26 protein-coding genes are annotated in these 20,876 nt (G+C 66.1%); 10 read left to right on the top strand and 16 right to left on the bottom strand.

Features of this window, described 5'->3' with window-relative positions:
* Window positions 1-5 precede the first annotated feature (5 nt).
* Together PJE01S_RS03840 and pabB are read right to left on the bottom strand one after the other, a co-directional pair.
* Window positions 6-563 (bottom strand): YaeQ family protein, encoded by a 558-nt coding sequence (locus PJE01S_RS03840; RefSeq protein WP_068831804.1) that lies wholly within the window; start codon window positions 561-563, stop codon window positions 6-8.
* Between the two features lie 112 nt (window positions 564-675).
* On the bottom strand, window positions 676-2,565 hold the full coding sequence (gene pabB / locus PJE01S_RS03835) for an aminodeoxychorismate synthase component I (protein WP_068831944.1): 1,890 nt from the start codon (window positions 2,563-2,565) through the stop codon (window positions 676-678).
* Between the two features lie 145 nt (window positions 2,566-2,710).
* Between pabB and PJE01S_RS03830 the strand changes: the two genes are divergently transcribed.
* The 6 genes from PJE01S_RS03830 to PJE01S_RS03805 all read left to right on the top strand — a co-directional run bounded on the left by PJE01S_RS03830 (window position 2,711) and on the right by PJE01S_RS03805 (window position 5,991).
* Window positions 2,711-3,241 (top strand): cupin domain-containing protein, encoded by a 531-nt coding sequence (locus tag PJE01S_RS03830; RefSeq protein WP_068831803.1) that lies wholly within the window; start codon window positions 2,711-2,713, stop codon window positions 3,239-3,241.
* A gap of 164 nt (window positions 3,242-3,405) precedes the next feature.
* On the top strand, window positions 3,406-4,101 hold the full coding sequence (locus PJE01S_RS03825) for a glycine zipper 2TM domain-containing protein (protein ID WP_068831802.1): 696 nt from the start codon (window positions 3,406-3,408) through the stop codon (window positions 4,099-4,101).
* A 59-nt stretch (window positions 4,102-4,160) separates the two neighbouring features.
* Complete coding sequence (locus PJE01S_RS03820) at window positions 4,161-4,649, top strand: hypothetical protein (protein WP_068831801.1); 489 nt, start codon at window positions 4,161-4,163, stop codon at window positions 4,647-4,649.
* A gap of 100 nt (window positions 4,650-4,749) precedes the next feature.
* Complete coding sequence (locus PJE01S_RS03815) at window positions 4,750-5,067, top strand: DUF427 domain-containing protein (protein ID WP_500796506.1); 318 nt, start codon at window positions 4,750-4,752, stop codon at window positions 5,065-5,067.
* A gap of 177 nt (window positions 5,068-5,244) precedes the next feature.
* Window positions 5,245-5,682 (top strand): universal stress protein, encoded by a 438-nt coding sequence (locus PJE01S_RS03810; protein ID WP_068831799.1) that lies wholly within the window; start codon window positions 5,245-5,247, stop codon window positions 5,680-5,682.
* A gap of 69 nt (window positions 5,683-5,751) precedes the next feature.
* A complete protein-coding gene (locus tag PJE01S_RS03805; RefSeq protein WP_068831798.1) occupies window positions 5,752-5,991 on the top strand; it encodes an HP1242/YdcH family protein in 240 nt (79 codons plus the stop codon).
* Window positions 5,992-6,072: 81 nt separating this feature from the next.
* On the opposite strand, the gene PJE01S_RS03800 is transcribed toward PJE01S_RS03805, so the two are convergent.
* From PJE01S_RS03800 to PJE01S_RS03785, 5 genes are all read right to left on the bottom strand, one after another.
* Entirely contained in the window at window positions 6,073-6,831 is a 759-nt protein-coding gene (locus tag PJE01S_RS03800; RefSeq protein ID WP_068831943.1) for an SDR family NAD(P)-dependent oxidoreductase, read from the bottom strand.
* A 50-nt stretch (window positions 6,832-6,881) separates the two neighbouring features.
* Complete coding sequence (locus PJE01S_RS03795; protein ID WP_068831797.1) at window positions 6,882-7,580, bottom strand: pseudouridine synthase; 699 nt, start codon at window positions 7,578-7,580, stop codon at window positions 6,882-6,884.
* Window positions 7,581-7,623: 43 nt separating this feature from the next.
* A complete protein-coding gene (locus PJE01S_RS03790) occupies window positions 7,624-7,890 on the bottom strand; it encodes a VF530 family protein (RefSeq protein ID WP_068831796.1) in 267 nt (88 codons plus the stop codon).
* Window positions 7,891-7,997: 107 nt separating this feature from the next.
* Complete coding sequence (locus PJE01S_RS25490; RefSeq protein ID WP_169804358.1) at window positions 7,998-8,141, bottom strand: hypothetical protein; 144 nt, start codon at window positions 8,139-8,141, stop codon at window positions 7,998-8,000.
* 31 nt (window positions 8,142-8,172) lie between these two features.
* Window positions 8,173-9,483 (bottom strand): NAD(P)/FAD-dependent oxidoreductase, encoded by a 1,311-nt coding sequence (locus tag PJE01S_RS03785; protein ID WP_068831795.1) that lies wholly within the window; start codon window positions 9,481-9,483, stop codon window positions 8,173-8,175.
* 211 nt (window positions 9,484-9,694) lie between these two features.
* Between PJE01S_RS03785 and PJE01S_RS03780 the strand changes: the two genes are divergently transcribed.
* Window positions 9,695-10,930, top strand: coding sequence for an MFS transporter (locus PJE01S_RS03780; RefSeq protein WP_245660581.1), 1,236 nt, complete (start codon window positions 9,695-9,697; stop codon window positions 10,928-10,930).
* A gap of 31 nt (window positions 10,931-10,961) precedes the next feature.
* Here PJE01S_RS03780 and PJE01S_RS03775 read toward each other — a convergent pair whose 3' ends face one another.
* Complete coding sequence (locus PJE01S_RS03775) at window positions 10,962-12,239, bottom strand: c-type cytochrome (protein WP_068831794.1); 1,278 nt, start codon at window positions 12,237-12,239, stop codon at window positions 10,962-10,964.
* Complete coding sequence (locus tag PJE01S_RS03770; protein WP_084389339.1) at window positions 12,236-13,021, bottom strand: c-type cytochrome; 786 nt, start codon at window positions 13,019-13,021, stop codon at window positions 12,236-12,238. Before PJE01S_RS03770 ends, PJE01S_RS03775 begins: the two co-directional genes overlap by 4 nt.
* A 143-nt stretch (window positions 13,022-13,164) precedes the next feature.
* Between PJE01S_RS03770 and PJE01S_RS03765 the strand changes: the two genes are divergently transcribed.
* Complete coding sequence (locus PJE01S_RS03765; RefSeq protein WP_068831792.1) at window positions 13,165-14,610, top strand: aminotransferase-like domain-containing protein; 1,446 nt, start codon at window positions 13,165-13,167, stop codon at window positions 14,608-14,610.
* Window positions 14,611-14,652: 42 nt separating this feature from the next.
* Here PJE01S_RS03765 and PJE01S_RS03760 read toward each other — a convergent pair whose 3' ends face one another.
* The 4 genes from PJE01S_RS03760 to PJE01S_RS03745 all read right to left on the bottom strand — a co-directional run bounded on the left by PJE01S_RS03760 (window position 14,653) and on the right by PJE01S_RS03745 (window position 17,671).
* Window positions 14,653-15,129: a hypothetical protein gene (locus PJE01S_RS03760; protein ID WP_068831791.1), complete on the bottom strand. Its 477-nt coding sequence runs from the start codon at window positions 15,127-15,129 to the stop codon at window positions 14,653-14,655.
* Between the two features lie 167 nt (window positions 15,130-15,296).
* Window positions 15,297-16,058, bottom strand: a complete 762-nt coding sequence (locus PJE01S_RS03755) for an alpha/beta fold hydrolase (RefSeq protein WP_068831790.1) — start codon at window positions 16,056-16,058, stop codon at window positions 15,297-15,299.
* A 13-nt stretch (window positions 16,059-16,071) separates the two neighbouring features.
* The gene (locus tag PJE01S_RS03750; protein ID WP_068831789.1) at window positions 16,072-17,142 is read right to left on the bottom strand and encodes a M14 family zinc carboxypeptidase; all 1,071 of its coding nucleotides are present in this window, start codon (window positions 17,140-17,142) and stop codon (window positions 16,072-16,074) included.
* Window positions 17,143-17,335: 193 nt separating this feature from the next.
* Entirely contained in the window at window positions 17,336-17,671 is a 336-nt protein-coding gene (locus PJE01S_RS03745; RefSeq protein ID WP_084389338.1) for a 2Fe-2S iron-sulfur cluster-binding protein, read from the bottom strand.
* 110 nt (window positions 17,672-17,781) lie between these two features.
* Between PJE01S_RS03745 and PJE01S_RS03740 the strand changes: the two genes are divergently transcribed.
* The gene (locus PJE01S_RS03740) at window positions 17,782-18,303 is read left to right on the top strand and encodes a GNAT family N-acetyltransferase (protein WP_068831787.1); all 522 of its coding nucleotides are present in this window, start codon (window positions 17,782-17,784) and stop codon (window positions 18,301-18,303) included.
* 82 nt (window positions 18,304-18,385) lie between these two features.
* Here the strand turns inward: PJE01S_RS03740 and PJE01S_RS24990 are convergent, their stop codons facing one another.
* Both PJE01S_RS24990 and PJE01S_RS03735 read right to left on the bottom strand, forming a co-directional pair.
* On the bottom strand, window positions 18,386-18,559 hold the full coding sequence (locus tag PJE01S_RS24990) for a hypothetical protein (protein WP_157090213.1): 174 nt from the start codon (window positions 18,557-18,559) through the stop codon (window positions 18,386-18,388).
* 201 nt (window positions 18,560-18,760) lie between these two features.
* Window positions 18,761-18,976: a hypothetical protein gene (locus PJE01S_RS03735; RefSeq protein ID WP_068831786.1), complete on the bottom strand. Its 216-nt coding sequence runs from the start codon at window positions 18,974-18,976 to the stop codon at window positions 18,761-18,763.
* A 110-nt stretch (window positions 18,977-19,086) separates the two neighbouring features.
* On the opposite strand from PJE01S_RS03735, the gene PJE01S_RS03730 reads away from it, so the two are divergent.
* Window positions 19,087-19,746 (top strand): DNA-3-methyladenine glycosylase, encoded by a 660-nt coding sequence (locus PJE01S_RS03730; RefSeq protein ID WP_084389337.1) that lies wholly within the window; start codon window positions 19,087-19,089, stop codon window positions 19,744-19,746.
* A gap of 36 nt (window positions 19,747-19,782) precedes the next feature.
* Here PJE01S_RS03730 and PJE01S_RS03725 read toward each other — a convergent pair whose 3' ends face one another.
* Window positions 19,783-20,715 carry a LysR family transcriptional regulator gene (locus PJE01S_RS03725; protein WP_068831785.1) on the bottom strand — a complete coding sequence of 311 codons (933 nt, stop codon included), beginning with the start codon at window positions 20,713-20,715 and terminating at the stop codon, window positions 19,783-19,785.
* Between the last annotated feature and the right edge of the window lie 161 nt (window positions 20,716-20,876).

The following is a 20,876-nucleotide window of genomic DNA, read 5'->3' as shown; positions in this document are numbered from 1 at the left end:
GCCGCTCAGCCGCCGACGGTCAGCCGGCGCGGCGTGATCTCCACCGAATCGGTGCCGGTGCTCATCCAGACCGTGCCGTCCTGAACCGTGAGCTGCAGCTGCATGCCGCGCTCGGCCAGCCTGGCCAGCGCCTGGCTTTGCGCCGCCTCGATCTGCCACACCACCAGGTTGGCAGCGCGCGTGAGTTTGGTCTCGATGCCCTTCCACCACACCGGCGTGCTGCTGGAAAAACTGATCACCGTGACGCGTTCGGCGCGGCCGGCGGCGCGCATCAGGCGCTTGTCATCGGGCTGGCCCACGTCGATCCAGTGCTGGATGGCGTCGGTGTAATCCTTGTGCCACAGGGCGGGCTCATCCACGTCCCACAGGTCTTTGGCGAATTCAAGCTGGCCCTGCTTGTCGTCGGCCGGCACGTTGAGCGCAAAGGCCAGCAGGCGGATCATCATGCGCTCATCGGTCTCGGACGGGTGACGCGCAATGGTCACGCTGTGGTCGGCATAGACGTTGCGGTCCATGTCGGCGATTTGCAGTTGGGCTTTGTAGATGGTGGCTTTGATGGCCATGGAAAATTTCTCGGGTGGCGGCTTGATCGGCCTGCGTTAAACCCTCTATTGGAACAGCCTTTTGCCGCCGGCCTCGGATGGCGGGGCGGGCCCGCTGTTCGACGCGCCGTTGCTAGCCCACGGTCACGGGCAGGGCGCCGCGCAGGGCATTGCTGATCACCACGGCTTCGGCGGCACGCAGGTCGTCCCGCGTCAGCCGCCGTTCGGTGGCCGCCCAGGCCGGGTCGGCCAGCAGCACCGCGCGCATCACGCCCGGCAGCACGCCGCAGGACAGCGGCGGGGTGTACCAGCGCCCTGCCAGTTTCACGAACACATTGCTGCGCGCGCCTTCCGTCAGTTCACCGTCCGTGTTGAAGAACAGCTTGTCGAAGGCGCCGTGCGCTTCGGCATCCCGCCAGGCCGCATCGTAGCGGTCGCGTACCGTGGTCTTGTGGCGCAGGAACAGATCGCCGGCGTCGGTGGCTTGCGCTGCCAGCAGCACGCGCACCGGCCCGGTCAATGGCTGCAGCAGGCCGGTCTGGATATGGCAGTGGCCGGCATGATTCAGGGCCAGGCGCAGGCGGTGGGGCTGGCCCGCAGGCAGTGCGGCACAGGCTTGCTCCAGGGCGTTCCGAATTTTTTCTTCGTCGTAGGCAAAGCCGAAATGGCAGGCTGATGCACGCAGGCGCTGCAGATGCCGCGCCAGGTGGCGGCAGCCCTCGTCATGGCTGGCATGCAGGGTTTCAAACAGCTCGAAGTCATGGCCCAGGCCGGTGAGGAATTCGGCTTTGAGCTGGCATTCGGCATATTCGTCCTGCGGCTTGCTGTCATGCACAATGCCGGCGCCCACGCCCATCTCGCCGGCGCGCAGGCCATCGCCGGAGGGGGCTTGCAGCACCATGGTGCGAATCGGCACGGAGAGGCAGAAGTCACCGAGTCCTTGCGGGGCGGTGGGGGCTTCAAACCAGCCAATCGCACCGGTATAGAAACCGCGCGCATCGGGCTCCAGCTCGCGAATGATTTGCAGGGCCCGGCGTTTGGGCGCACCGGTGATGGAGCCGCAGGGGTACAGCGCCGTCAACACCTCTGTCAGGCTGGCGTCGTCGCGCAAGCGGGCCTGCACGGTGGAGGTCATTTGCAGCACGCTGCTGTAGCGCCGGACGTCAAAGAGCTGCGGCACCTTGACGCTGCCGAATTGCGCGACGCGCCCGAGGTCGCTGCGCAGCAGGTCGACAATCATCACATTTTCTGCGCGGTTTTTAGGGTCGGCGGCCAGGGCTGCCGCGTGCGCCGCATCCTGCCGGGCGTCGCCGCTGGCGGCGGCCGTGCCTTTCATGGGCCGCGTCACGAGGTCGCCTTGCGCATGCCGCACAAACAGTTCCGGCGACAGCGACAGCAGCGCCTGGCCATCCGGAAGGGCCACCAGCGCGCCGTAGGGCACGGGTTGACGCGCGCGCAAGCGGCGATAGAGCGCATGGATCGAGCCGAATGCATCGAAGCGCACACGGTAGGTGTAGTTGATCTGGTAGGTATCGCCCGCCTCGATATAGGCCTGGATGCGCGCCATCGCCGCGGCGAATTCCGATTCGGTCACGCTGCTGCGCATGCGCGCAATGCCGGCGCTGCGCTGGCCCGCATTGCCGCTGACGGTCTGCGTCAGCTGCTCGCGTTCGGCCAGCCACGAGGCGACCTGCGCCGCCGAAAGCCGGTCGCAACGCTCGAACAGCAGGACCTGGGTCAAGGCCGGATTATTTTCACGCGGTGCGACACGGTGCAATTCGGCACCCAGCTCATAGCTGAAGAGGCCCACGGCATGCTGTCCTTGCTGCAAGGCCTGTTGCATCTGCTCCAGCATGGCGGGCAGCTCCGACGCGTGCCGGCAGCAGAGGGTGCCGGCATGGCCGGTGTACAGGCGCGACCGCGGATCAGAGGGACTGGCCTCCTGATCGTCCAGCAGCGCGAAGCAGTCGGGGGCTGTGGCCGGTGTCGGGGCCGGTATAGGGGCCGGTATAGGGGCAGGCATGGCGGTGGGGTCGGGCCGGGGCATGGGGTGAAGGAATGCGGAAAGGGCATGTGCTGCGGGCAACGCCCGATATACCTGATGCTAACGCCCCCGCTGCGCGTCAACTGGGTGTACGCTGGCAGACCACACACTACCGGCGACTGAAATGAGTACTGATCACACACATCGTCAGCAGGGCCAGGCGCACAGCCAGGCGCATCAAGCCGAGCAACAGACGAGCGCCTGGAAGCACGACGGCGTGCGCGTGATTCCAGGCAGCCAGCTTGACGCCAACACCGCGCAGACGCCGGGCATGGACCGGCGTGCCGCGATCAATTTTGCCCGCGTGGGGGCCCAGAAGCTGTGGGCCGGCACGGTCACCATCCATCCCGATGCCAAAACCGGCGCCCACCACCATGGCCATCTGGAAAGCGTGATTTACGTGGTCAAGGGGAGGGCGCGCATGCGCTGGGGCGATCATCTGGAGTTCACGGCCGAGGCCGGGCCGGGCGACTTCATTTATGTGCCGCCCTATGTGCCGCACCAGGAAATCAATGCCAGCCCGACCGAGGTGCTCGAATGTGTGCTGTGCCGCAGCGACGGCGAGGCGGTGGCGATCAACCTGGACATCGAGCCGGTTGAAAAGCCGGATACGGTGCTCTGGATCGATCCGACCCATCCCCAAGGGGGCCTGTAAAGCGCAGGTCAGCGCCTGTGAGGCTGTGTAAAGAACGCTGAAATACCGCAATACACGGCTTTTTTCCGCAGTTTGGAAAACTTTCCTTACCAATGTCACGTCGTCATACGGGGTGTATCCGCGTCGCTTGTTACAAATAGGGCTTGCGAAAAAGGAGCCTCTTTATGGACACCCATCCCGTGCCTGACAACTCAAACAATTCAAACACCCCCCAGCCGGCCTTCTCCGAAAGACTGCGCCACAGCAAGGCGCTGATGCCCACCATGGCGGTGATGGGCGTCACGGCCATGGCGCTGGCCGCGGCTTTGGTGGTCAATCACTCCGAGGCCCGAACCGGCGGCGCCGCCGTCATGGCGAACGCCGCGCCGGAAATGGGCCAGCCCGTGGCCAAGGCGGCGCTGCCCGCTGCCAGGCAGGCCCCCGTGGCGGTGGCTCAAGCGCCCAGGGCGGCATGCGCCAACTGCGGCACGGTCGAATCCGTGGTCGCCGTGCAGCGTCAGGGCCACGTGAACGGTGTGGCCGTTGGCGGCACCACCGTGGGCATTGGCACGGTCGCCGGCGGTGTCGTCGGTGGCTTGCTCGGTCATCAGGTCGGCGGCGGGAGCGGCAAGACCGCCATGACCGTGCTGGGCGCGGCAGGCGGTGCCTATGCCGGCAATACCATCGAGAAAAACATGAAGAAAACCACGGTCTACCAGATGCGCGTGCGCATGAACAATGGTTCCGTCCGCACCATTGAGCAGGCCAGCCCAGTGGCCGCCGGCTCGCGGGTGGTGGTCGAGGGCCATAGCCTGCGGCTGGCACCCGTTGAGACCTCATCGGCCGCCCGCCACCCGGCCTACAGCGCGCAGCTCGCCTGACGGGTGAATGCCTCCATGGCCTCCAACCCTCCTGAGCCGATTCATTCAAGAAAGTCCCCATGAAAATAACTGTGAAACCCTTGCTGCTGGCGAGTCTTGTGGCCCTGGGCGGCGCGACCGCCCTGTGGGCTGGCGCGGCCCAGGCCGCTGCGCCGTATGTGAGCGCCACCGTGGAAGGCGCGCTGGCGCCGGGCGTGTATGGCCGTATCGATATTGGCAATGCGCCGCCGCCGCCACTGATCTATGCGCAGCCGGTCATCATTCAACGCGCACCGGTGCTGGTGCAGCAGCCCCCGCTGTATCTGCATGTGCCGCCTGGCCATGCCAAAAATTGGGCCAAACACTGCGCCAGGTACAACGCCTGTGGCCAGCCGGTTTACTTCGTCAGGGTCAAAGGTGACGACGACTACGAGCGGCGCGGAGGCCGGGACCGGCACCGCGGTGACGATGACGATGACCATGAAAGAGGTCATGGCCGGGGCCACGACAGGGATGACCATGGCCGGGGCCACAACAGGGACGAGCGCGGCGGCGGCCGCCGCGATTGAGGCGCGGTCCGCATAGGCCCCTTTTTCCTGGGGAGCCTTTGCGGCAGTCAGCCTTGGCGCAAAACCCCGGAGCCGCATCGCCTGCGCAAGGGGGGTTAGCATTGCACATGGATCAACCGCACATCAGGAAAAAAACATGAAAGCCATCTGGAACGACGCAGTGATTGCGCAAAGCGACGACACGGTGATTGTCGAAGGCAACCACTACTTCCCCGAGAGCTCGCTCAACCGCGACTACGTGACCTTCAGCAACCACCACACCATGTGCGCCTGGAAAGGCCAGGCCAGCTACTACTCGCTGCTGGTCAATGGCGAAATGAACACCGATGCGGCCTGGTATTACCCCGACCCCAAGCCCGAGGCCGACAACATCAAGGGACGGGTCGCCTTCTGGAAAGGCGTGAAGATCGAGCCCTGAGCCGGGCAGCCGGCCCTCTCGGCGCTTTGTCCGACGGCGCTTGTGGGGGGCGATGGGCTATAACCTATAGGTAGGTGAGGCATGGCAACCCGCTTTTCGGGGGGCGCCGGGGGCGGGCATTGACCGGTCAGGGGTACTGACTGAGAATCTTTTTAGCGGCTTCAAGGAGATTGCGTCATGTTCAAGCACATTCTGGTCCCTGTCGATGGCTCGTCCACCGCACGCCAGGCCATCGGAAAGGCAATAGCCATTGCCGAGGCCTTCCAAAGTGAGGTGACGGTGATCTATGTCATAGACCCCTATGCCTTTACCGGGGTGGGAACGGACTTCTCCTACGGCCAGGCCGAATACCTCAGCGCCGCCACTGCCGAGGCCAACGAAGCCATCACGGCGGCCAAACAGGCTTTCGCAGACCACGGCATCACGGTCACCGGCTCTGTGGTGGAAGGCCATGCGATTTACCGTGGCATTCTGGATACCGCCGGCTCCATTAACGCGGACCTGATCGTCATGGGCTCCCATGGGCGGCGCGGACTGGAAAAGCTGGTGCTGGGCAGCGTCACGGCCCAGGTGTTGTCACACGCCCATTTGCCGGTGCTGGTCGTTCGCGACTAGGTGGTCGTGTTCTCGCTGCTGGCGCCGCAGCACGTTACGGCGTCTCCTCATCCACCACAAGGAGTTTTCATGGATTTTCTGAACCACGACCTGGCGCATGAATTTCCGCAGTACCGGGAAAAAATGCACAGCCTCAAAGCGTCAGATGCGCAATTTGCACGCCTTTTCTCCCGGTACGACGACGACAACCACACCATTGCGAAATACGAGAAGGGCGTGGGTTCCATCAGCGATGAGGCCCTTGAAACGCTGAAGAAAAGACGGCTGAAAACCAAGGACGAAATTTACGAGATCCTCAAGACCCGGTGACGCGGGCATATGCGGGCAGAACTCGTGAGTTCCTGATGCCCGTCAAACCCGCCGCTGGCCCAACCGTGTTGGGCAGGCGGGCTAGCCCCTGACGTCCGCCACGGCCTGGTCCCCAAAGTCAGCCCGCGCCAGATAGGCCAGCACGCGGCTGGCAGCGTCCTCGGGCGAGGTCAATTGCCCTGCGCTTTTGAGGCGGGCGAAATTCTCGCGGTCGGGAAAGGCCGCCTCGTCCGCACTGCGCAGTTGCAGCTGCATGCCGGTGTCGATCACGCCGGGCGCCAGCGAGCAGACCCTGGCGCCGCGCGGCTTCAGTGCTTCTTCCAGCGCGAGGCAGCGCGTGAAGTGATCCATGCCCGCCTTGACGGCGCAATACGCCGCCTGCGAGGCCATGGGCCTGCGTCCCAAGCCCGACGAGATATTGAGCACCTTGCGCGGGGCCGGCCAGCTGTCGGTGGCACGCAGAAACGCGGACGTGAGCTGCATGGGCGCTTCCAGCCCGACGCGCAAGGCCCTGGCGAGGTCGGAGGCGTCGGCGTCGCTGAGGGGAACTATGCGGGGAATCACGCCGGCATTGTTGATGAGCGCGGCGCCGGCCCAAGCCTTGCCGTCCTGATCCTGCAGCCAGCCTTCCAGCTTGGCACCGAGCGCGGCGCTGTCGGCCAGGTCATGGGACCATTGCAGCAAGGTGGCGCCTGTTTGCCCGGCGTGCTCTGCCAGGGCTTGCTGCGTGCTGCGTGAAATGCACAGCACCGTGTGGCCCGGGGTCAGAAGCTGGCGGGCCATGGCCAGGCCCATGCCGCGTGAGGCGCCGGTGAGTATGAAGAGATGTTGCTGCGTCATGGCCTGCATGGTAGCGGCTCCCGCTGCCCCGCGTTGAAGTAGAAATGGAATTAGAAGCCGGGTGTGCTTTCAAAGCACAGCAGGGCCCCGCTGGCCGGGTGTTCCAGCCGCAGCGAAGCGGCATGCAGCAGCAGGCGCGGCGCCCGGGCCTGCACCGCCTCGGGGGCGTACAGGGTGTCGCCCAGCATGGGATGGCCCAGCGCCTGCATGTGCACGCGCAACTGGTGAGAGCGGCCGGTGAGCGGCTCCAGTTCCACGCGCGTGCTGTGCGTGGCCTCATCAAAAGCCATGGCCCGCCAACGGGTCTGGCTGGGTTTGCCAAGCGCCGCATCAATGATGCGCAAGGGGCGGCGCGGCCAGTCGACCGCGATGGGCAGATCGATCAGGCCCCAGCCATCGGGGCTTTCTGCCGGCCGGAGGCAGCCATCCACCACCGCCACGTAGCGCTTGTGCACCTCGCGGCTTTCGAAGGCTTTGCCGAGCGCGCGCTGCATGACTAGGCCGCGCGCCATCAGCATCAGGCCCGAAGTGGCCATGTCCAGCCGGTGCACGATCAGTGCGTCGGGGTAGTGCCGCTGCACGCGGCGGCTCAGGCAGTCCTGCTTGTCCTCACCGCGTCCCGGCACGGCCAGCAGGCCCGAAGGCTTGTTCAGCACCAGCAGCAGCGCATCGGCATGCACCACGTCAAGCTCTGGGGTGGCGGCGGCAGGCGCAGCCGGAAGATGGCTTGGCAGCGGGCCGTGCATCATGAGGCCGTCATGGGGCGCCGCGCTGACCGGACCCGCGCAGGGCTCAAGGCCGCGGCGGCGGAAAGTTGTGCACCGGCGGGCTGGCGCGCTTGATCTCGCGCAGCATGAAGAGGTACAGGCTTTCCACCTTCTCGCGCGCCCAGGGCGTCTTGCGCAGGAATTTCAGGCTGGACGCGACGCTGGGCTCGCTGGTGAAGCAGCGGATGTTGATGCGCTGCCCGAGTTCTTCCCAGCCGTAGTGATCGGCCAGCGAAGTGACGATGGCCTCGAGTGTCACGCCGTGCAGCGGATTGCCCGGCTGCGCGGTCATATAGCCCCCACGCTCGGCACTGACGTGTCCTCGCTGCCCCTCGAGGGGGCTGATTTTCCTTGGGGCGGCCCGGCGGAAAATTGGGGCGCGGAAGAAGCCGTCACCGCTTATTTGTTTTTCAGTTTGCCGCGCAGCGGGATCTGCGTCACGATGGTCGGGCGCACCGCATCGGGCGACACCGGCTTGGGCGGCGAGGTGTCTTTCTTCGGTTTCTTGACCATCTTCTCGTTGTGTTGCTGACCTTTTGCCATGGTGCTCTCCGGTTGATTTATAGGCCGATTATCAATGCAACTTGATGCGCGGGCGGTACGTCCGGTCAATCATTTCCGACAGCGTGATCAGCGCCGTTTTCTTGAAACCGCCCAGCGCCAGCTGGTGCTGTTTGTGCAGGGCCCAGTACATCAGCTTGGCGAACTGGCCTTCAACAAAAAAGCTGCCCTTGGTCAGGCTGCCCATCAGGCTGCCGACCGATGAATACTCCGACAGCGACACCAGCGAGCCCTGGTCCTTGAAGACAAACGGCGCTACCGCCTGGCCGGCGGCCAGCCGCGGCAGGGCGCGCGTCAGGTACATGGCCTGCTGGTAGGCGGCCTGGGCGCGGGGCGGCACCCAGGTGCCGTCGGGCTGCTGGCAGGCGGCGCAGTCGCCAAAGGCATAAATGCTGGGGTCGCGCGTGGTCTGCAGGTTGCCGTTGACCATCAGCTGGTTGAGCTTGCTGGTTTCCAGCGGGTCGTCGCCGCCTATGGTTCTTAAAAAGTCGGCGGCCTTCACGCCGGCGGCCCACACGGTGATGCTCGATGAGATCACCTTGCCGCTGGCCATCTTCAGGCCGTCGGCGGTGACTTCCACGACTTTTTCGTTGGTGTGCACTTCAATGGCCAGCTTGCGCAATTCCCGCATCGCCGATTCGCTCAGGCGCTCGGGCAGTTGCGCCAGCAGTCGCGGCGCGGCTTCGACCAGCACGATCTGCAAATCCTTCTCGGGATGGATATGGTCAAAGCCGTAGTTGGCCAGCACGCGCGCGGCGGCATGCAGTTCGGCGGCCAGCTCCACGCCCGTGGCGCCGCCGCCCACAATCGCCACGGTGAGGCGCCCGCTGCCCGCCGCGCGCGGCACGGTTTGCGCGCGTATGCAGGCATTGATCAAGCGGTCATTGAAGTGTTTGGCCGCTTGCGGGCTGTCGAGCTTGATGGTGTGCTCGGCCGCGCCCTGTGTGCCGAAGTCGTTGGTCTGGCTGCCCACGGCAATCACCAGCGTGTCGTAGCCCAGCTGCTGGGCCGGCGTGATCTCGCGGCCGGCCTCGTCATAGCTTGCTGCCAGTTGCAGCGTCTTGTTGTGGCGGTCCACGCCGACCAGGCTGCCAAGGCGGAACTTGAAGTGGTTCCAGCGGGCCTGCGCCAGGTATTCGATTTCTTCGGCATGGGTGTCAAAGCTGCCCGCGGCCAGCTGGTGCAGCAGGGGCTTCCAGACATGGGTGCGGGCGGCATCCACCAGGGTGATGTCCGCCAGCCCCTTTTTACCCAGGCTTTTGCCCAGTTGGGTTGCCAGTGCCAGCCCTCCGGCGCCGCCTCCGACGATGACGATGCGTTGCATAAGCCTTCTCCTTGTTCTGCCGCCGATGGTAACTGCCGCCGTGGCCGCCGCCGGGCTGGCGGCCTTGTCCGGCTCCCTTGAAACATTTGTTTTCAGGGCTAAAAATGGTTGTAGCCATTATGCATAGGGCGCAGCTAGCTATTAAATCGAGAGCGGCCAGGCGCTGGGGCGATGACGCGGGGTGGTGGCCCGCTGTTAAGCTTCAACGCCCATGAGACCCACCCACAGCTTTCAGGATCTGACGCGCCAGCGCGCTTTCATGCGCATGTGGTCGGCGCGGCTGTTTGGCACCGCGGGCAACCAGATGCTGATGGTGGCCGTGGGCTGGCAGATGTATGGACTGACGGGCAGCGCCTGGGACCTGGGCCTGGTCGGCCTGTACCAGTTTGCGCCGGCGCTGCTGCTGACTTTGGTGGCCGGCCATGTGGCCGACCGGGTGCACCGTGGCCGCATCATCGCCGCCTGCCTGGTCACGCAGGCCAGTGTGGCGCTGATCCTGGTGGCCGCCACGCAGGGCTGGGGCGCTTCGGCCAGCTGGGCTTCGCGCGAACTGCTGCTGGCGGTGTCGGTGCTGCTGGGCGTGGCCCGGGCCTTCCAGATGCCGGCGCAGCAGGCCCTCATGCCCATGCTGGTGCCGCCGGCCATGCTGCCGCGCGCCATGGCTTTCAGCTCGGGCGGCATGCAGGCGGCGGTGATTGGCGGGCCGGCGCTGGGCGGCGTGATCTTTGTGGCGGGTGCCACGGCGGTCTATGCCACCTGTGCTTTTCTGTTTGTGGCCGGCAGCATGCTGGTTGCCGTCTTGCGCTACGACCATGCGCCGTCGCCGCGCGAACCGGTGTCCTTGCGCGCGCTGCTGGCCGGGGTGGAGTTTGTGTGGCGGCGCAAGGCCTTGCTCGGGGCCGTGTCGCTGGACCTGTTTGCCGTGCTGCTGGGCGGCGCCACGGCGCTGCTGCCCATGTTTGCGAAAGACATCCTGCATGTCGGGGCCTGGGGCCTGGGTTTGTTGCGTGCGGCCCCGGCGGCGGGCGCCTTGCTGGCTTCGGTGGTGCTGACGCGCTGGCCGCTGGAGCGGCGCGTGGGCCACACCATGCTCGCGGCGGTGGCGCTTTACGGGCTGTGCATGGCGGTGTTTGGCCTGTCGGGCAGCTTTGTGCTGTCCCTGGGCGCGCTGGCCATCTCGGGCGGCGCCGACATGGTGAGCGTGGTGGTGCGGCAGACGCTGATGCAGATTGAAACCCCCAACGCCATGCGCGGCCGGGTCAGCGCGGTCAACTCGGTGTTCATAGGCGCTTCCAACCAGCTGGGCGAGTTCGAGTCCGGTGCGACGGCGGCCCTGCTGGGCCCCGTGGGCTCGGTGCTGGCCGGCGGCTTGGGCACCTTGCTGGTGGCCGCGCTGTGGCTGAAGGGGTTTCCGGCACTGGCCCACCGCGACCGCATGACTGAATAACCGCCTGCGGCCGCCACGCCCCCGGCCTCGTTCAGGGCGCGCGGTTGGCGCGGACGCGGTTCACTTCAAAGGGGGTGATTTCGCCGGCCTGGTTGCCCCAGGCGCCGCGTATATGCGTGAGCACCGCCGCCATGTCGTTGTCGTTCATCACCAGCACAAAGGGCGGCATGCCAAAGGGTCGCGGGTTGCCTTCGGTGGCGGGCGCATAGCCCCCGTTGAGCACGATCTGCACCAGGTTGGCGGTGGACTTCATGGTCACGGCGCGGTTGCCCGCCAGCGCCGGGTAGGCGTTCGCAATCCCCTGGCCGGCATTGCCGTGGCACTGCGCGCAATGCTGCTCGTACAGCTTGGCGCCTTTGGCCGAGGAGATGGCCGGGGCGCTGGGGGCGTCGGAGTCCGACGGCGCGGCCGGCAGCTCCTTGAGGAACTGTGCCATGGCGCCCAGGTCTTCGTCGTTCAGGTACTGCGTGCTGTTCAGCACGACGTCGGCCATCGGGCCGGTGACCGAGGCGCGCGGCGAGACGCCGGATTTAAGCAGGCTCACGATGTGCGCCCGGTCCCAGTCGCCCACGCCGGCTTCGTGCGGCGAGGTGAGTGAGGGCGCATACCAGTTCTGCATCGGAATCAGGCCGCCGGCCAGGTCCAGCCCGGTGCTGGTGGCGCCCATCACGTTGCGCGCGGTATGGCAGGCACTGCAGTGGCCCAGGCCCTTGACCAGGTAGGCGCCGCGGTTCCACTCCGCGTTGCGGCGGGTGTCGGCCTCGTACACGCCGGGGCTGAAATACAGCGCGCGCCATACCGCCAGCGCGGCCTGCGAGTTGTAGGGAAAGCGCACCGCGTGCGGCCGGTTGGGCTGGGCCACGGGGGGCAGGCTGTGCAGGTAGGCATAGATCGCGTCGGAGTCTTCGCGCGTCACCTGGGTGTAGTCGGGATAGGGAAAGGCGGGGTAGAGCAGGCGGCCGTTCTTGGAGCGCCCGTTGTGCATGGCACGCCAGAAATGGGCCGGTGACCAGCTGCCTATGCCGGTGTTGTCATCGGGCGTGAGGTTGGAGGTGTAGACGGTGCCGAAGGGCGTGTCTATGCCGCGGCCGCCGGCATAGCTTTCGCCGCCCTTTGCCGTGTGGCAGGTCACGCAGTTGCCGGCGCGTGCCAGATAGGCGCCGCGCGCAATCAGGCCATCGCTGGGGGCGGCCGTGGCCACGGGCGTATTCACATCGACTTCGTCGCGCACGTTCAGCGCCCAGACCAGCGCTGCCGCGCCGGCCACCACAACGCCCAGTGCCAGCGTGAACTTGATTGTTTTTTTCATTTCCGGGCCTTCGGTTCGGCCGCTTTCAGGGACGGCGCTGCGGGTGCGCTGCCGCAGCTGATGGGCGCCGCGCCCGGGGCGAGCGCCGGCAGGGCGGTGGCGGGTTTGGTGCTGGCGGGCAGGGGCTGCGCGGCCAGCCAGTTGGCCACGGCATTGATGTCTTCCAGGCTGAGGCGGGCCACCACGTCCTTCATGCAGTCGGGCGCGTGGGCGCGGCGCTGGCCGTTTTTCCAGGCGCCCAGCTGCGCATTCAGGTAGTCGCGCGGCAGGCCCAGCAGGCCCGGAATGTTGGGCGACACGCCGGTCATGGCCAGGCCGTGGCATTGCACGCAGGCCGGAAGCTGGCGAGTTGCGTCGCCTTCCTTTACCAGGCGCTGGCCGTGGCGCAGGGACTCGGCCGATGCCGTGGTGGGCAGCGGCGCCGGGTAGGGCACCTCAAGCTGCGAAAAGTACTGCGCGATCTCCATCAGGTAGGCGTCGCCTGCGGGCCCGCTGAGCGGCTCCAGCAGCTGTGTCATGAGGCCGTAGTGGCGCCGCCCGTCGCGAAAGCTGAGCAGTTGGTTGTAGAGGTAGCCCGCCGGCTTTCCGGCCAGTCGCGGGTAATAGCCGTCGGGCGCCGCGCGGCCCTGCGGGCCGTGGCAGGCGGTGCAGGCGATGGCGCGCTGGGCGATGGTGTCTTCAAACGGCGCGGCGGTGGCCATGGGGCTCGCGGCCAGGCCCGTCAGGCCGGCCAGTAAGCCCGCGGCGGCGAGCCTGCGGATAAGGGAGAGGGTCTTTGCCATGGGCTGAATCATGCCTGACACGGGCCGGATGCGTAAGCATCAGATGGGGTCTAAAAAAGCATACCAGATGCCAATTTTCCAAAAATTAGAATATCAGATGGCCGCCATTGCCCGACCCTGGCCAGGCACCCCACCGAGGCCCCATGAAGCGCTACGAGCAACTGGTCGAACTGCTGGCCACCGATATCCGCAACGGCCGGCTGGCCCCCGGCACCCGGCTGCCGTCGATTCGCACCATCACGGCGCAGCACGGGCTCAGCGCCTCCACGGCTTTCAAGGCCTACTACTGGCTGGAGGAAAAAGGGCTGGTGCGCGCCCGCCCGCGTTCGGGCTACTACGTGACGGCATCGGCCATGCAGCCACTGGCCGCGCCCGCCGCCGGCAAGTCTGGCAGCGCGCCGGCCCGGGTGGCGCCGCGGCTGGACATCAGCGAGCTGGTGTTCTCCGTGCTGGACGCCGTGCAGGACCCTGCCATCGTGCCTATGGGCTCGGCCTTTCCAGCGCCCGAGCTGTTTCCCCTGCAACGTTTGGGCAAGTCGCTGGCCCGCGTGGCGCGCCATCTGCACGGGCAGGACACCGTCGCCAGCCTGCCGCAGGGCCACCCGGTGTTGCGCCAGCAGATTGCGCTGCGCTATCTGGGCATGGGCATGGCGCAGTCGGCGCAAGAACTGATCGTGACCAGTGGCGCACTGGAAGCGCTCAACCTCTGCCTCACGGCGGCGGCCCGGCCCGGTGACCTGATCGCCATCGAGTCGCCCGGGTTTTATGCCGGCCTGCAGGCGCTGGAGCGGCTCAAGATGAAGGCGCTGGAAATCCCCGTGCATCCGCAGGATGGCCTGGACCTGGCCGCGCTGGACCAGGCCCTCAAGCGCCATCCGGTCAAGGCCTGCTGGTTCATGACGTCTTTTCAAAACCCCATGGGCGCGAGCCTGTCGCTGGCGAAAAAGAAGGCCCTGGTGGCCCTGCTGGCCAGCCATGACATCCCGCTGATTGAAGACGATGTGTATGGCGAGCTCTACTTCGGCAACCGCAGCCCCTTGCCGGCCAAGGCCTTTGACCGCAAGGGGCTGGTGATGCATTGCAGTTCCTTCAGCAAGACACTGGCACCCGGTTACCGCGTGGGCTGGGTCGCGCCCGGGCGCTTCGGCCAGCAGATAGCGCGGCTCAAGCTCATGACCACGCTGTCGGCCAGCCTGCCGGCGCAGCTGGCGGTGGCTGACTACTTGCAGCATGGTGGCTACGACAAGCATCTGCGCCGGCTGCGCCACGCCATGGAGTCGCAGCTGTCCAGCCTGCTGGCGGCGATTGCGCGCCACTTTCCGCAAGGGGTGCGGGTATCGCGACCGGCCGGCGGCTATTTTGTATGGGTGGAGTTTGCCCAGGGCTTTGATGCGCTGGCCCTGCACCACGCGGCGCTGGAGCAGGGCATCAGCGTGGCACCCGGGCCGATTTTTTCAGCGCGCCGCAACTTCGGGCATTGCCTGCGTTTGAACTACGGCCACCCCTGGAGTGCGCGCTTTGAGGCGGCCATGCAAACTTTGGGGGCGCTGGTGCGGCAGCAAAGCCCATATGCGCAGGCGCCGCGCTGACCAGGACCGCTGCGCCGGGATTTGTTGGCGGCTCCTGGGCGTTCAGGCGCGAGGCTTTTTGGCGCGCGCGGGGACTTCAAGCGTCGGCCTGTCCTGCCAGGCCTGCACACAGGCGAGGAAGTTGTCCCAGCTGGTTTCGACTTCCTTCACGCGCGCGCCCTTGTCGAGCACCGCGCCGCAGGCGGCTTCAGCCCGCCTGACGACCAGGCTCAAGGCATGGGCGGGCAGTGGCGCGATCTGGGGGCGCAGGCTGTCTGCCGTGAGGCGCAACTGGGCGATGGCGTCCTTGGACAGGCCCTTGCTGGTGGCGCAGGCAATCATGCCAATCATTTGGGCCATGTCACCAAAGGCCGGGTTCAGGTGCCAGACGGCGGCCGTGCCCAGCGCCAGCACCCACAGGCGTTTTTGCCGCAGGGGTGATTTTTCCGCGGCTTGTTCAGCTGTTGCATGGCGTGCCCCGGAGGCGGGCGAGCGGGCGGGCGCCGTTTCAGGCGCGAAAGCGTTGGTCTTCTTCTTCATGGGCTGGGCTGTGCGGGGAGGCCGAATTTTGCCTGAGACCACAGGGTGCGGCAGCGCCGATCGGCAAAGTCCGTCACCGTGCGCTGGTGGAGTGACGCTGCCTTTAAATGGAAATGGGATGCAGCCCAGGAAATGCAAGCGCTGGCAGCTATAAAAAAAGGAGCAATTCATGCGCCGGCCAGCCAGTCGCTGATGCGCTGGCAGACCCAGTCTGCGTCATCGTGCGGCAGGTCGTGGCCGGCCCAGGGGTGTTGATGGTGCGTGGCCTGCCAGGCGCGGGCCAGCCGGGCCGAACAGCGCGGATCAACCAGCTGGTCACCTTGTGAAGACAGCAGCAGCGTCGGACAGCGCGGCGGCGCCGTGCTGGAAAAACGGGCGGCGGCCCACAGCTGGCGCAGGGCGTTGGCGGCGCTCACGGGCGCATCCTGGCGTATGCCGACCCAGGCGGCGATGTCCTGTTCGCGCGTCGCCATCTGCCGGCAGGTGAGCCGGTGGATGAGGCGCTCGGCAGGCACCGCTGCACGCCAGCGCGCGGCCAGCCAGGCCAGCGCCGGCCAGCGGCCGGGGCGCAGCCGTTCGCTCACGTGGCTGAAGGGGCGCATGCTGGTGTTGATCAGCACCAGCCCGGCAATCTCCTGCGGATGCTGCTGCGCCCAGTCGGCGGCCACCATGCCGCCCAGCGACATGGCCAGCAGGCTGTAGGGCGGCGCAAGCCCTTGGGCCCGCAACTGCCGGCGCGCAAAGTCCACCATCTCGCGCGCCGAAGGCGGAGAGGTTTCGCGGTAAAACGCGCCATTGCCCGGCAGGTCCAGCGCCAGCACCGGCGTGATGCCGGCGCCAGTCGTCTGCACGAGCGGCGCCAGCCGTTGCGGCAAGCTTCCCCAGTGCCTGGCTTCGCGCGTCAGGCCGCGCAAAAGAATCCAGCTCATGAGCAAGCCGCGCTCATGCAATGCGCCTTGGCCGCCAGTGCGCCGTCGCCAGCAGCAGCAGCTGGGCGCGCCGCTCGCCGGCCGGCAACCAGCGCGGCGCGGCATAGGCCGCGCGCGTGAGGAAGTCCAGCAGGTCGGCATGGCGGCGCAGCACGCGCTGGGTGCGGTGCGCCTTGACGGGGTTGAAAATGCCGTTGCGCGAAAACAGCTGGCGCGGATTCTTGCGTATCCACAGCCAAGAGCCGAGCTCCAGCGTCATCGGCAAAAACACATGGCCTGCCGGCGCATGGTCGTACGCGTGGTCCCACAAATCGCCATGCAGCAGGTACTGGCTGCTTTGCGGCTCAAAGCGGTAGGCATGGTGCGGATGCGATTGCTCCAGCAGGGTCTTGAGCGCAAACATCTCGGGCAGGTGGGCCATCAGCCGGCGCGTTTTGGCATAGGGAAACCAGAGGCTGTCGTCAAAGCCGTAACCCGAGTGGCAGTCCAGCGCCAGGCTGAAGGGCCGGCCGGCGAGCTGCTCGCGCACCACCTGCAGCAGGGCGGTGCTTTCGGCTTCCATGGGCGCACCCGGCCGGCCGCAATACCAGGGCAGCAGCGGGCTCCAGGTTTGCCCGCCGGCCAGAAACGGCACGTCGCTCTCGGCCCTTTGCGGAGCGTTGCGCATCAGGTCCACACCCTGCGGGTTGGCGCGCTGCTGCGCCCACATGCCGCCGGGGTTGACGATGGGCATGAACACCAGCCTGACCTTTTGCAGCTGCTGGTGCAGCAGCTCGTCCCACGCCAGGCGAAACAGCAGCGCCCGCATATAGGCCAGGATCAGCTGCGTGCCTATGCGCTCCAGCCCGTGAATGCCGCCAAAAAAACCCACCGCGGGCGCCAGCGGATCGCGTGAGCCGATGCTGGCGGTGAACAGCGGAAATGAGGCGGCACCGGCGGCGATGTGGCCCACGCTCTGGATTTCAAACTGCGCGCTGCCGGCCCGCAAAATCGCCTTGAGCTCTTCGTGCTCGTCAAAGGTGGCGGCGCCATCCGGGGTGGGGGCCAGGCTGGCGAGGTCGGCCGTGGGGTGCGAAGCGTCCATGCGCCCATCCTTGCACAGTTGTTTGACAAAACCATGTTGTGCCGCCCGCGCCTGACCAGCGCCGTCTCAATCGGGCCAAGGTTCAGCCATGGGTGCTACTAAAAGAATAGCTTCTTGCGCCCGTTGCTATTGGGCTGTAGCCTTATTTTGATGGAAATTTCCGGGCGGCGGGAAAAAAGCTGAGGTGAAGAAACTACAAAGACCGCTCGATCACCACATCAGACAGGGGATAGGCCACGCAGGGCAGGATATAGCCGGCCTGCTTTTCCTCGGCGCTCAGGCCCGGCCATTCAATGCGGTAGACCACCTGGCCCTTGCTGAGCTGGCAGATGCAGGTGCGGCAGGTGCCGTTGCGGCAGGAGTTCGCCAGCGCCAGGCCGGCCAGTTCGGCCGCCTGCAACAGCGGCTGCGAGGCCGGCGCCTCAAACCTGAAGCCGTCCGGTTCCACGCGTGCGCTGAACACCGGGCTGGCTGCATTCTCGGGGGGGCTGGGCAGGGGGAGGGACACTGGGTTTCTGGCGGGTGGCATGGCTTGGAGGCGTAGCCCTGAATTTACCCCAGAGCCGGGGGCGCTGCCCGATATGCGCGACAATCCTGCCTCCCTATCCTTTCCCCACTGATACCCAAAAGCGATTTTTCATGTCCAGCTATTCCGTTCGTCCCGCCACCGCCCGCGATGCCAAAGCCATTGCCGAAATTCACGTTGCCACCTGGCAGGCCGCTTACAAGGACGTGATGCCGCAGGACTACCTGAACAAGGTCACGGTGGAAAAGCGTCAGGCCTACTGGCGCGAGGCCATCGAATACAGCGAGCCGCAAGTGCTGGTGGCGACGCAGGACGACAAGGTGGTCGGTTTTGTCGGCTTTGATCGCTCGCGCGATGCGAAAACCCGGTCCACCGTGGGCGAAATCTGGGCCATGTATGTGTCGCCGGACCATTGGGCCCAAGGTGCCGGCGTGGCCCTGTGGGACGGTGCGCGTGAAGGCCTGAAGGAAGAAGGCTGCACGCAGGTGACGCTGTGGGTGTTGCTGCGCAATGAACGCGCGCTGCAGTTTTTCGAGCACGCGGCCGGCTTCAAGCGCGAAATGCCATCGCTCAAGACGGTTGACTTCGGCAGCGCCAAGCTGGAGGAAATCCGCCTCAAGCGCGCCGTCGACTGATGGCCCGCAGGCCGGCTGAAAGTCTTCTGGCTTATGAATGGGCCTTGACATCTCAGCGCTGAGGCCGCCAGTCAGTACGCCATCACCAGGGCATCACCACGCGATCATCGTCGGGAATCAGGGGGGCGCCCTCGTCGGGGTCGACCGGCAATTCGAGGCCGTCTTCCTCGTCTTCATCCTCCTCCGGCGGGCCGCTGTGCGGCCGGCCCTTGCCGACGCGACCGGTCTTCAGGGCAGGTTTTGCAATGATGGCCATGTCAATCTCCTTGAACGTTTAGAGCGTTTCATGATTGAGGGGCTCCACCGGCGTCAGGCCGGCGAAGTGACGGTTTGGCTGTCGGTCCAGGCCGGCAGTCGCGCTGATGAAATGGTAGCCGTCCCGCCCCCGGTTTTCCAGCCCCCTGCCACCCATCTCCTGCAGCACGGCTTCGGCTGGTTGAAGCCGCGGCGGTTTTCATCATTCCTGTGGTTTTCCGGCCCTGTCAGAGCGCGCAGCCGGATTCCGGCCCTCGTCGTCGCCTGCCGAAGGCGTGCTGGCCTCCGGCGTGTTGGCGACGGAAAAGGGCCAGCGTCCCTTTTCCTCGGGCGCGGCCGGCAGGCGCGCGTCCCGGGCACGTTTTTGAAGGGCTTGGCGGCTGTCGCCATTGGGCGGCGGGGCGGTGAATCTGGGCATGGTGTCTCCAAGGCGTGAGGAGATGACCTTAAGGGGCAGGGACGCGGCCCGCTGTAGGCGTGGGATGATGGCGGCTGTAGGAGGGCTGGCGCGGCCGCCCAATCCCGGCGATGGAACTTCGCGTCCATGGCCGCAGCGAAGCCGCGAGCAAGCCATCATTCGCCTTTCAATTTCATGCGGGAGTCACCTTGCCAGCGTCATCCTCCGTCCTCGCAGGCATCGATTTTTCAGCGCCTTCCGAGGTCGTGGCACGCCGGCTGATCGGCGTGCTGCTGCTGGTCGATGGCGTCGGTGGCCGCATCGTGGAAACCGAGGCCTATGACCGGGAAGATCCCGCCTCGCACAGCTTTACCGGCCCCAGCGCGCGCAATGCCGCGATGTTTGGCCCACCGGGCTGCGCCTACGTGTACCGCTCTTACGGCATTCACTGGTGCCTCAATCTGGTCTGCCGCGAAGCCGGTCATGGCGCGGGGGTGTTGATACGCGCCCTGGAGCCTACCCATGGGCTGGCGCTGATGCGCGCGCGGCGCGGGCTGGACGATATACGGCTGCTCTGCGCCGGGCCCGGCCGGGTCGGCCAGGCCCTGGGGGTGGATCTGGGCTGCAATGGCATGCCGCTGGACCGGCCGCCGTTCGAACTGCTCGCAGCGCCGGCCACGGCGGGCCGCGTGCTGCTGGCAGGCCCCCGCATCGGTATTTCCAAGGCCACCGACAAGCCCTGGCGCTTTGGCCTGGCGCAATCGCGGTTTCTCAGCCGTCCTTTTCCATAGGGCAACAGGGGCCAGAGGGCGCTGCTGCGGCCGGCATCAAGGGGCCGGCAGCGTGCTTTTGCGCTGTATCAGGTCGTGTTTGGCAAACAGCTCGGCGACCCAGTCCACAAAGACGCGCACCTTGTTGCTCAGGTGGCGGTTGGGCGGGTAAACCACATGGATGGGCTTGGCTTCCGTGCACCAGCCCGCAAACAGCGGCTCCAGTGCGCCGCTGCTGATGTGGTGCTGGACCAGAAAGGTGAGGGTATACAGAATCCCGAGGCCGGCCAGGGCCGCGGCCACGCCAGCATTCGAATCATTGACCGCCAACTGGTGCTGGCCCTCGATTTCCACCGCCTCGCCGTCCTTGTGGACCGTGAGGGTGTACAGCTTGCCGTCGCGCTGCGACACATAGCGGATCAGCTTGTGGCCATGCTCCAGATCACGGGGGTGTTCGGGCACCCCGTGGCGCTTCAGATAGGCCGGAGACGCGCAGGACATCAGGTAAAACTCGCCAATGCGGCGCGCCACCAGCGACTGGTCGGTGATCTCCCCGCCGCGTATCACGCAGTCCACATTCTCGGCAATGATGTCGACAGGCCGGTCGCTCACGCCCAGCTCCAGCTGGATGTCGGGGTAGCGCGCATAAAAGTCGGGCAGGGCCGGGATCACCACCGCCATGCCCAGGGAAGCCGGAATGTCCACCTTGAGCCGCCCGCGCGGGCTGGCCTTGGCGCGCGACATGCTGGCCTCCAGCTCTTCCATGTCGCCCAGCAGGCGACCGGCGCGTTCGTAGTAGGCCGCGCCGTCGGCCGTCACGGTGACTTTGCGGGTGGTGCGGTTGAGCAGCTTGGTGTCCAGCGACTGCTCAAGCGTCTGGATCAGCCGCGTCACGGTCGGCTTGGGCATGCCCATGGAGTCGGCCGCCTTGGTGAAGGTGCCGGCTTCCACGACCCGTACAAAAGCCTGCATTGCGGAAAACTTGTCCATGAAGCGTCCTGTGTCGGTAAGAGCCTGTTAATGCCATGCCTTGGGCAGCGAGTCGGTGGGCAGAGCCGGGCCTCCGTGATGGCCGGGCCGAAACAGGTGATGGGCGATTGTCACGACCCTGGCAAGCTCGCGTGGCTTGCCGGAAATAGCCATAAATATCT

Origin of the sequence: Polaromonas jejuensis NBRC 106434 (assembly GCF_001598235.1) — a bacterium.
Taxonomy (GTDB): Bacteria; Pseudomonadota; Gammaproteobacteria; order Burkholderiales; family Burkholderiaceae_C; genus Polaromonas; species Polaromonas jejuensis.
The sequence above is the reverse complement of the archived record's forward strand: the minus strand, read 5'-3'. Positions and strand labels throughout refer to the sequence as shown.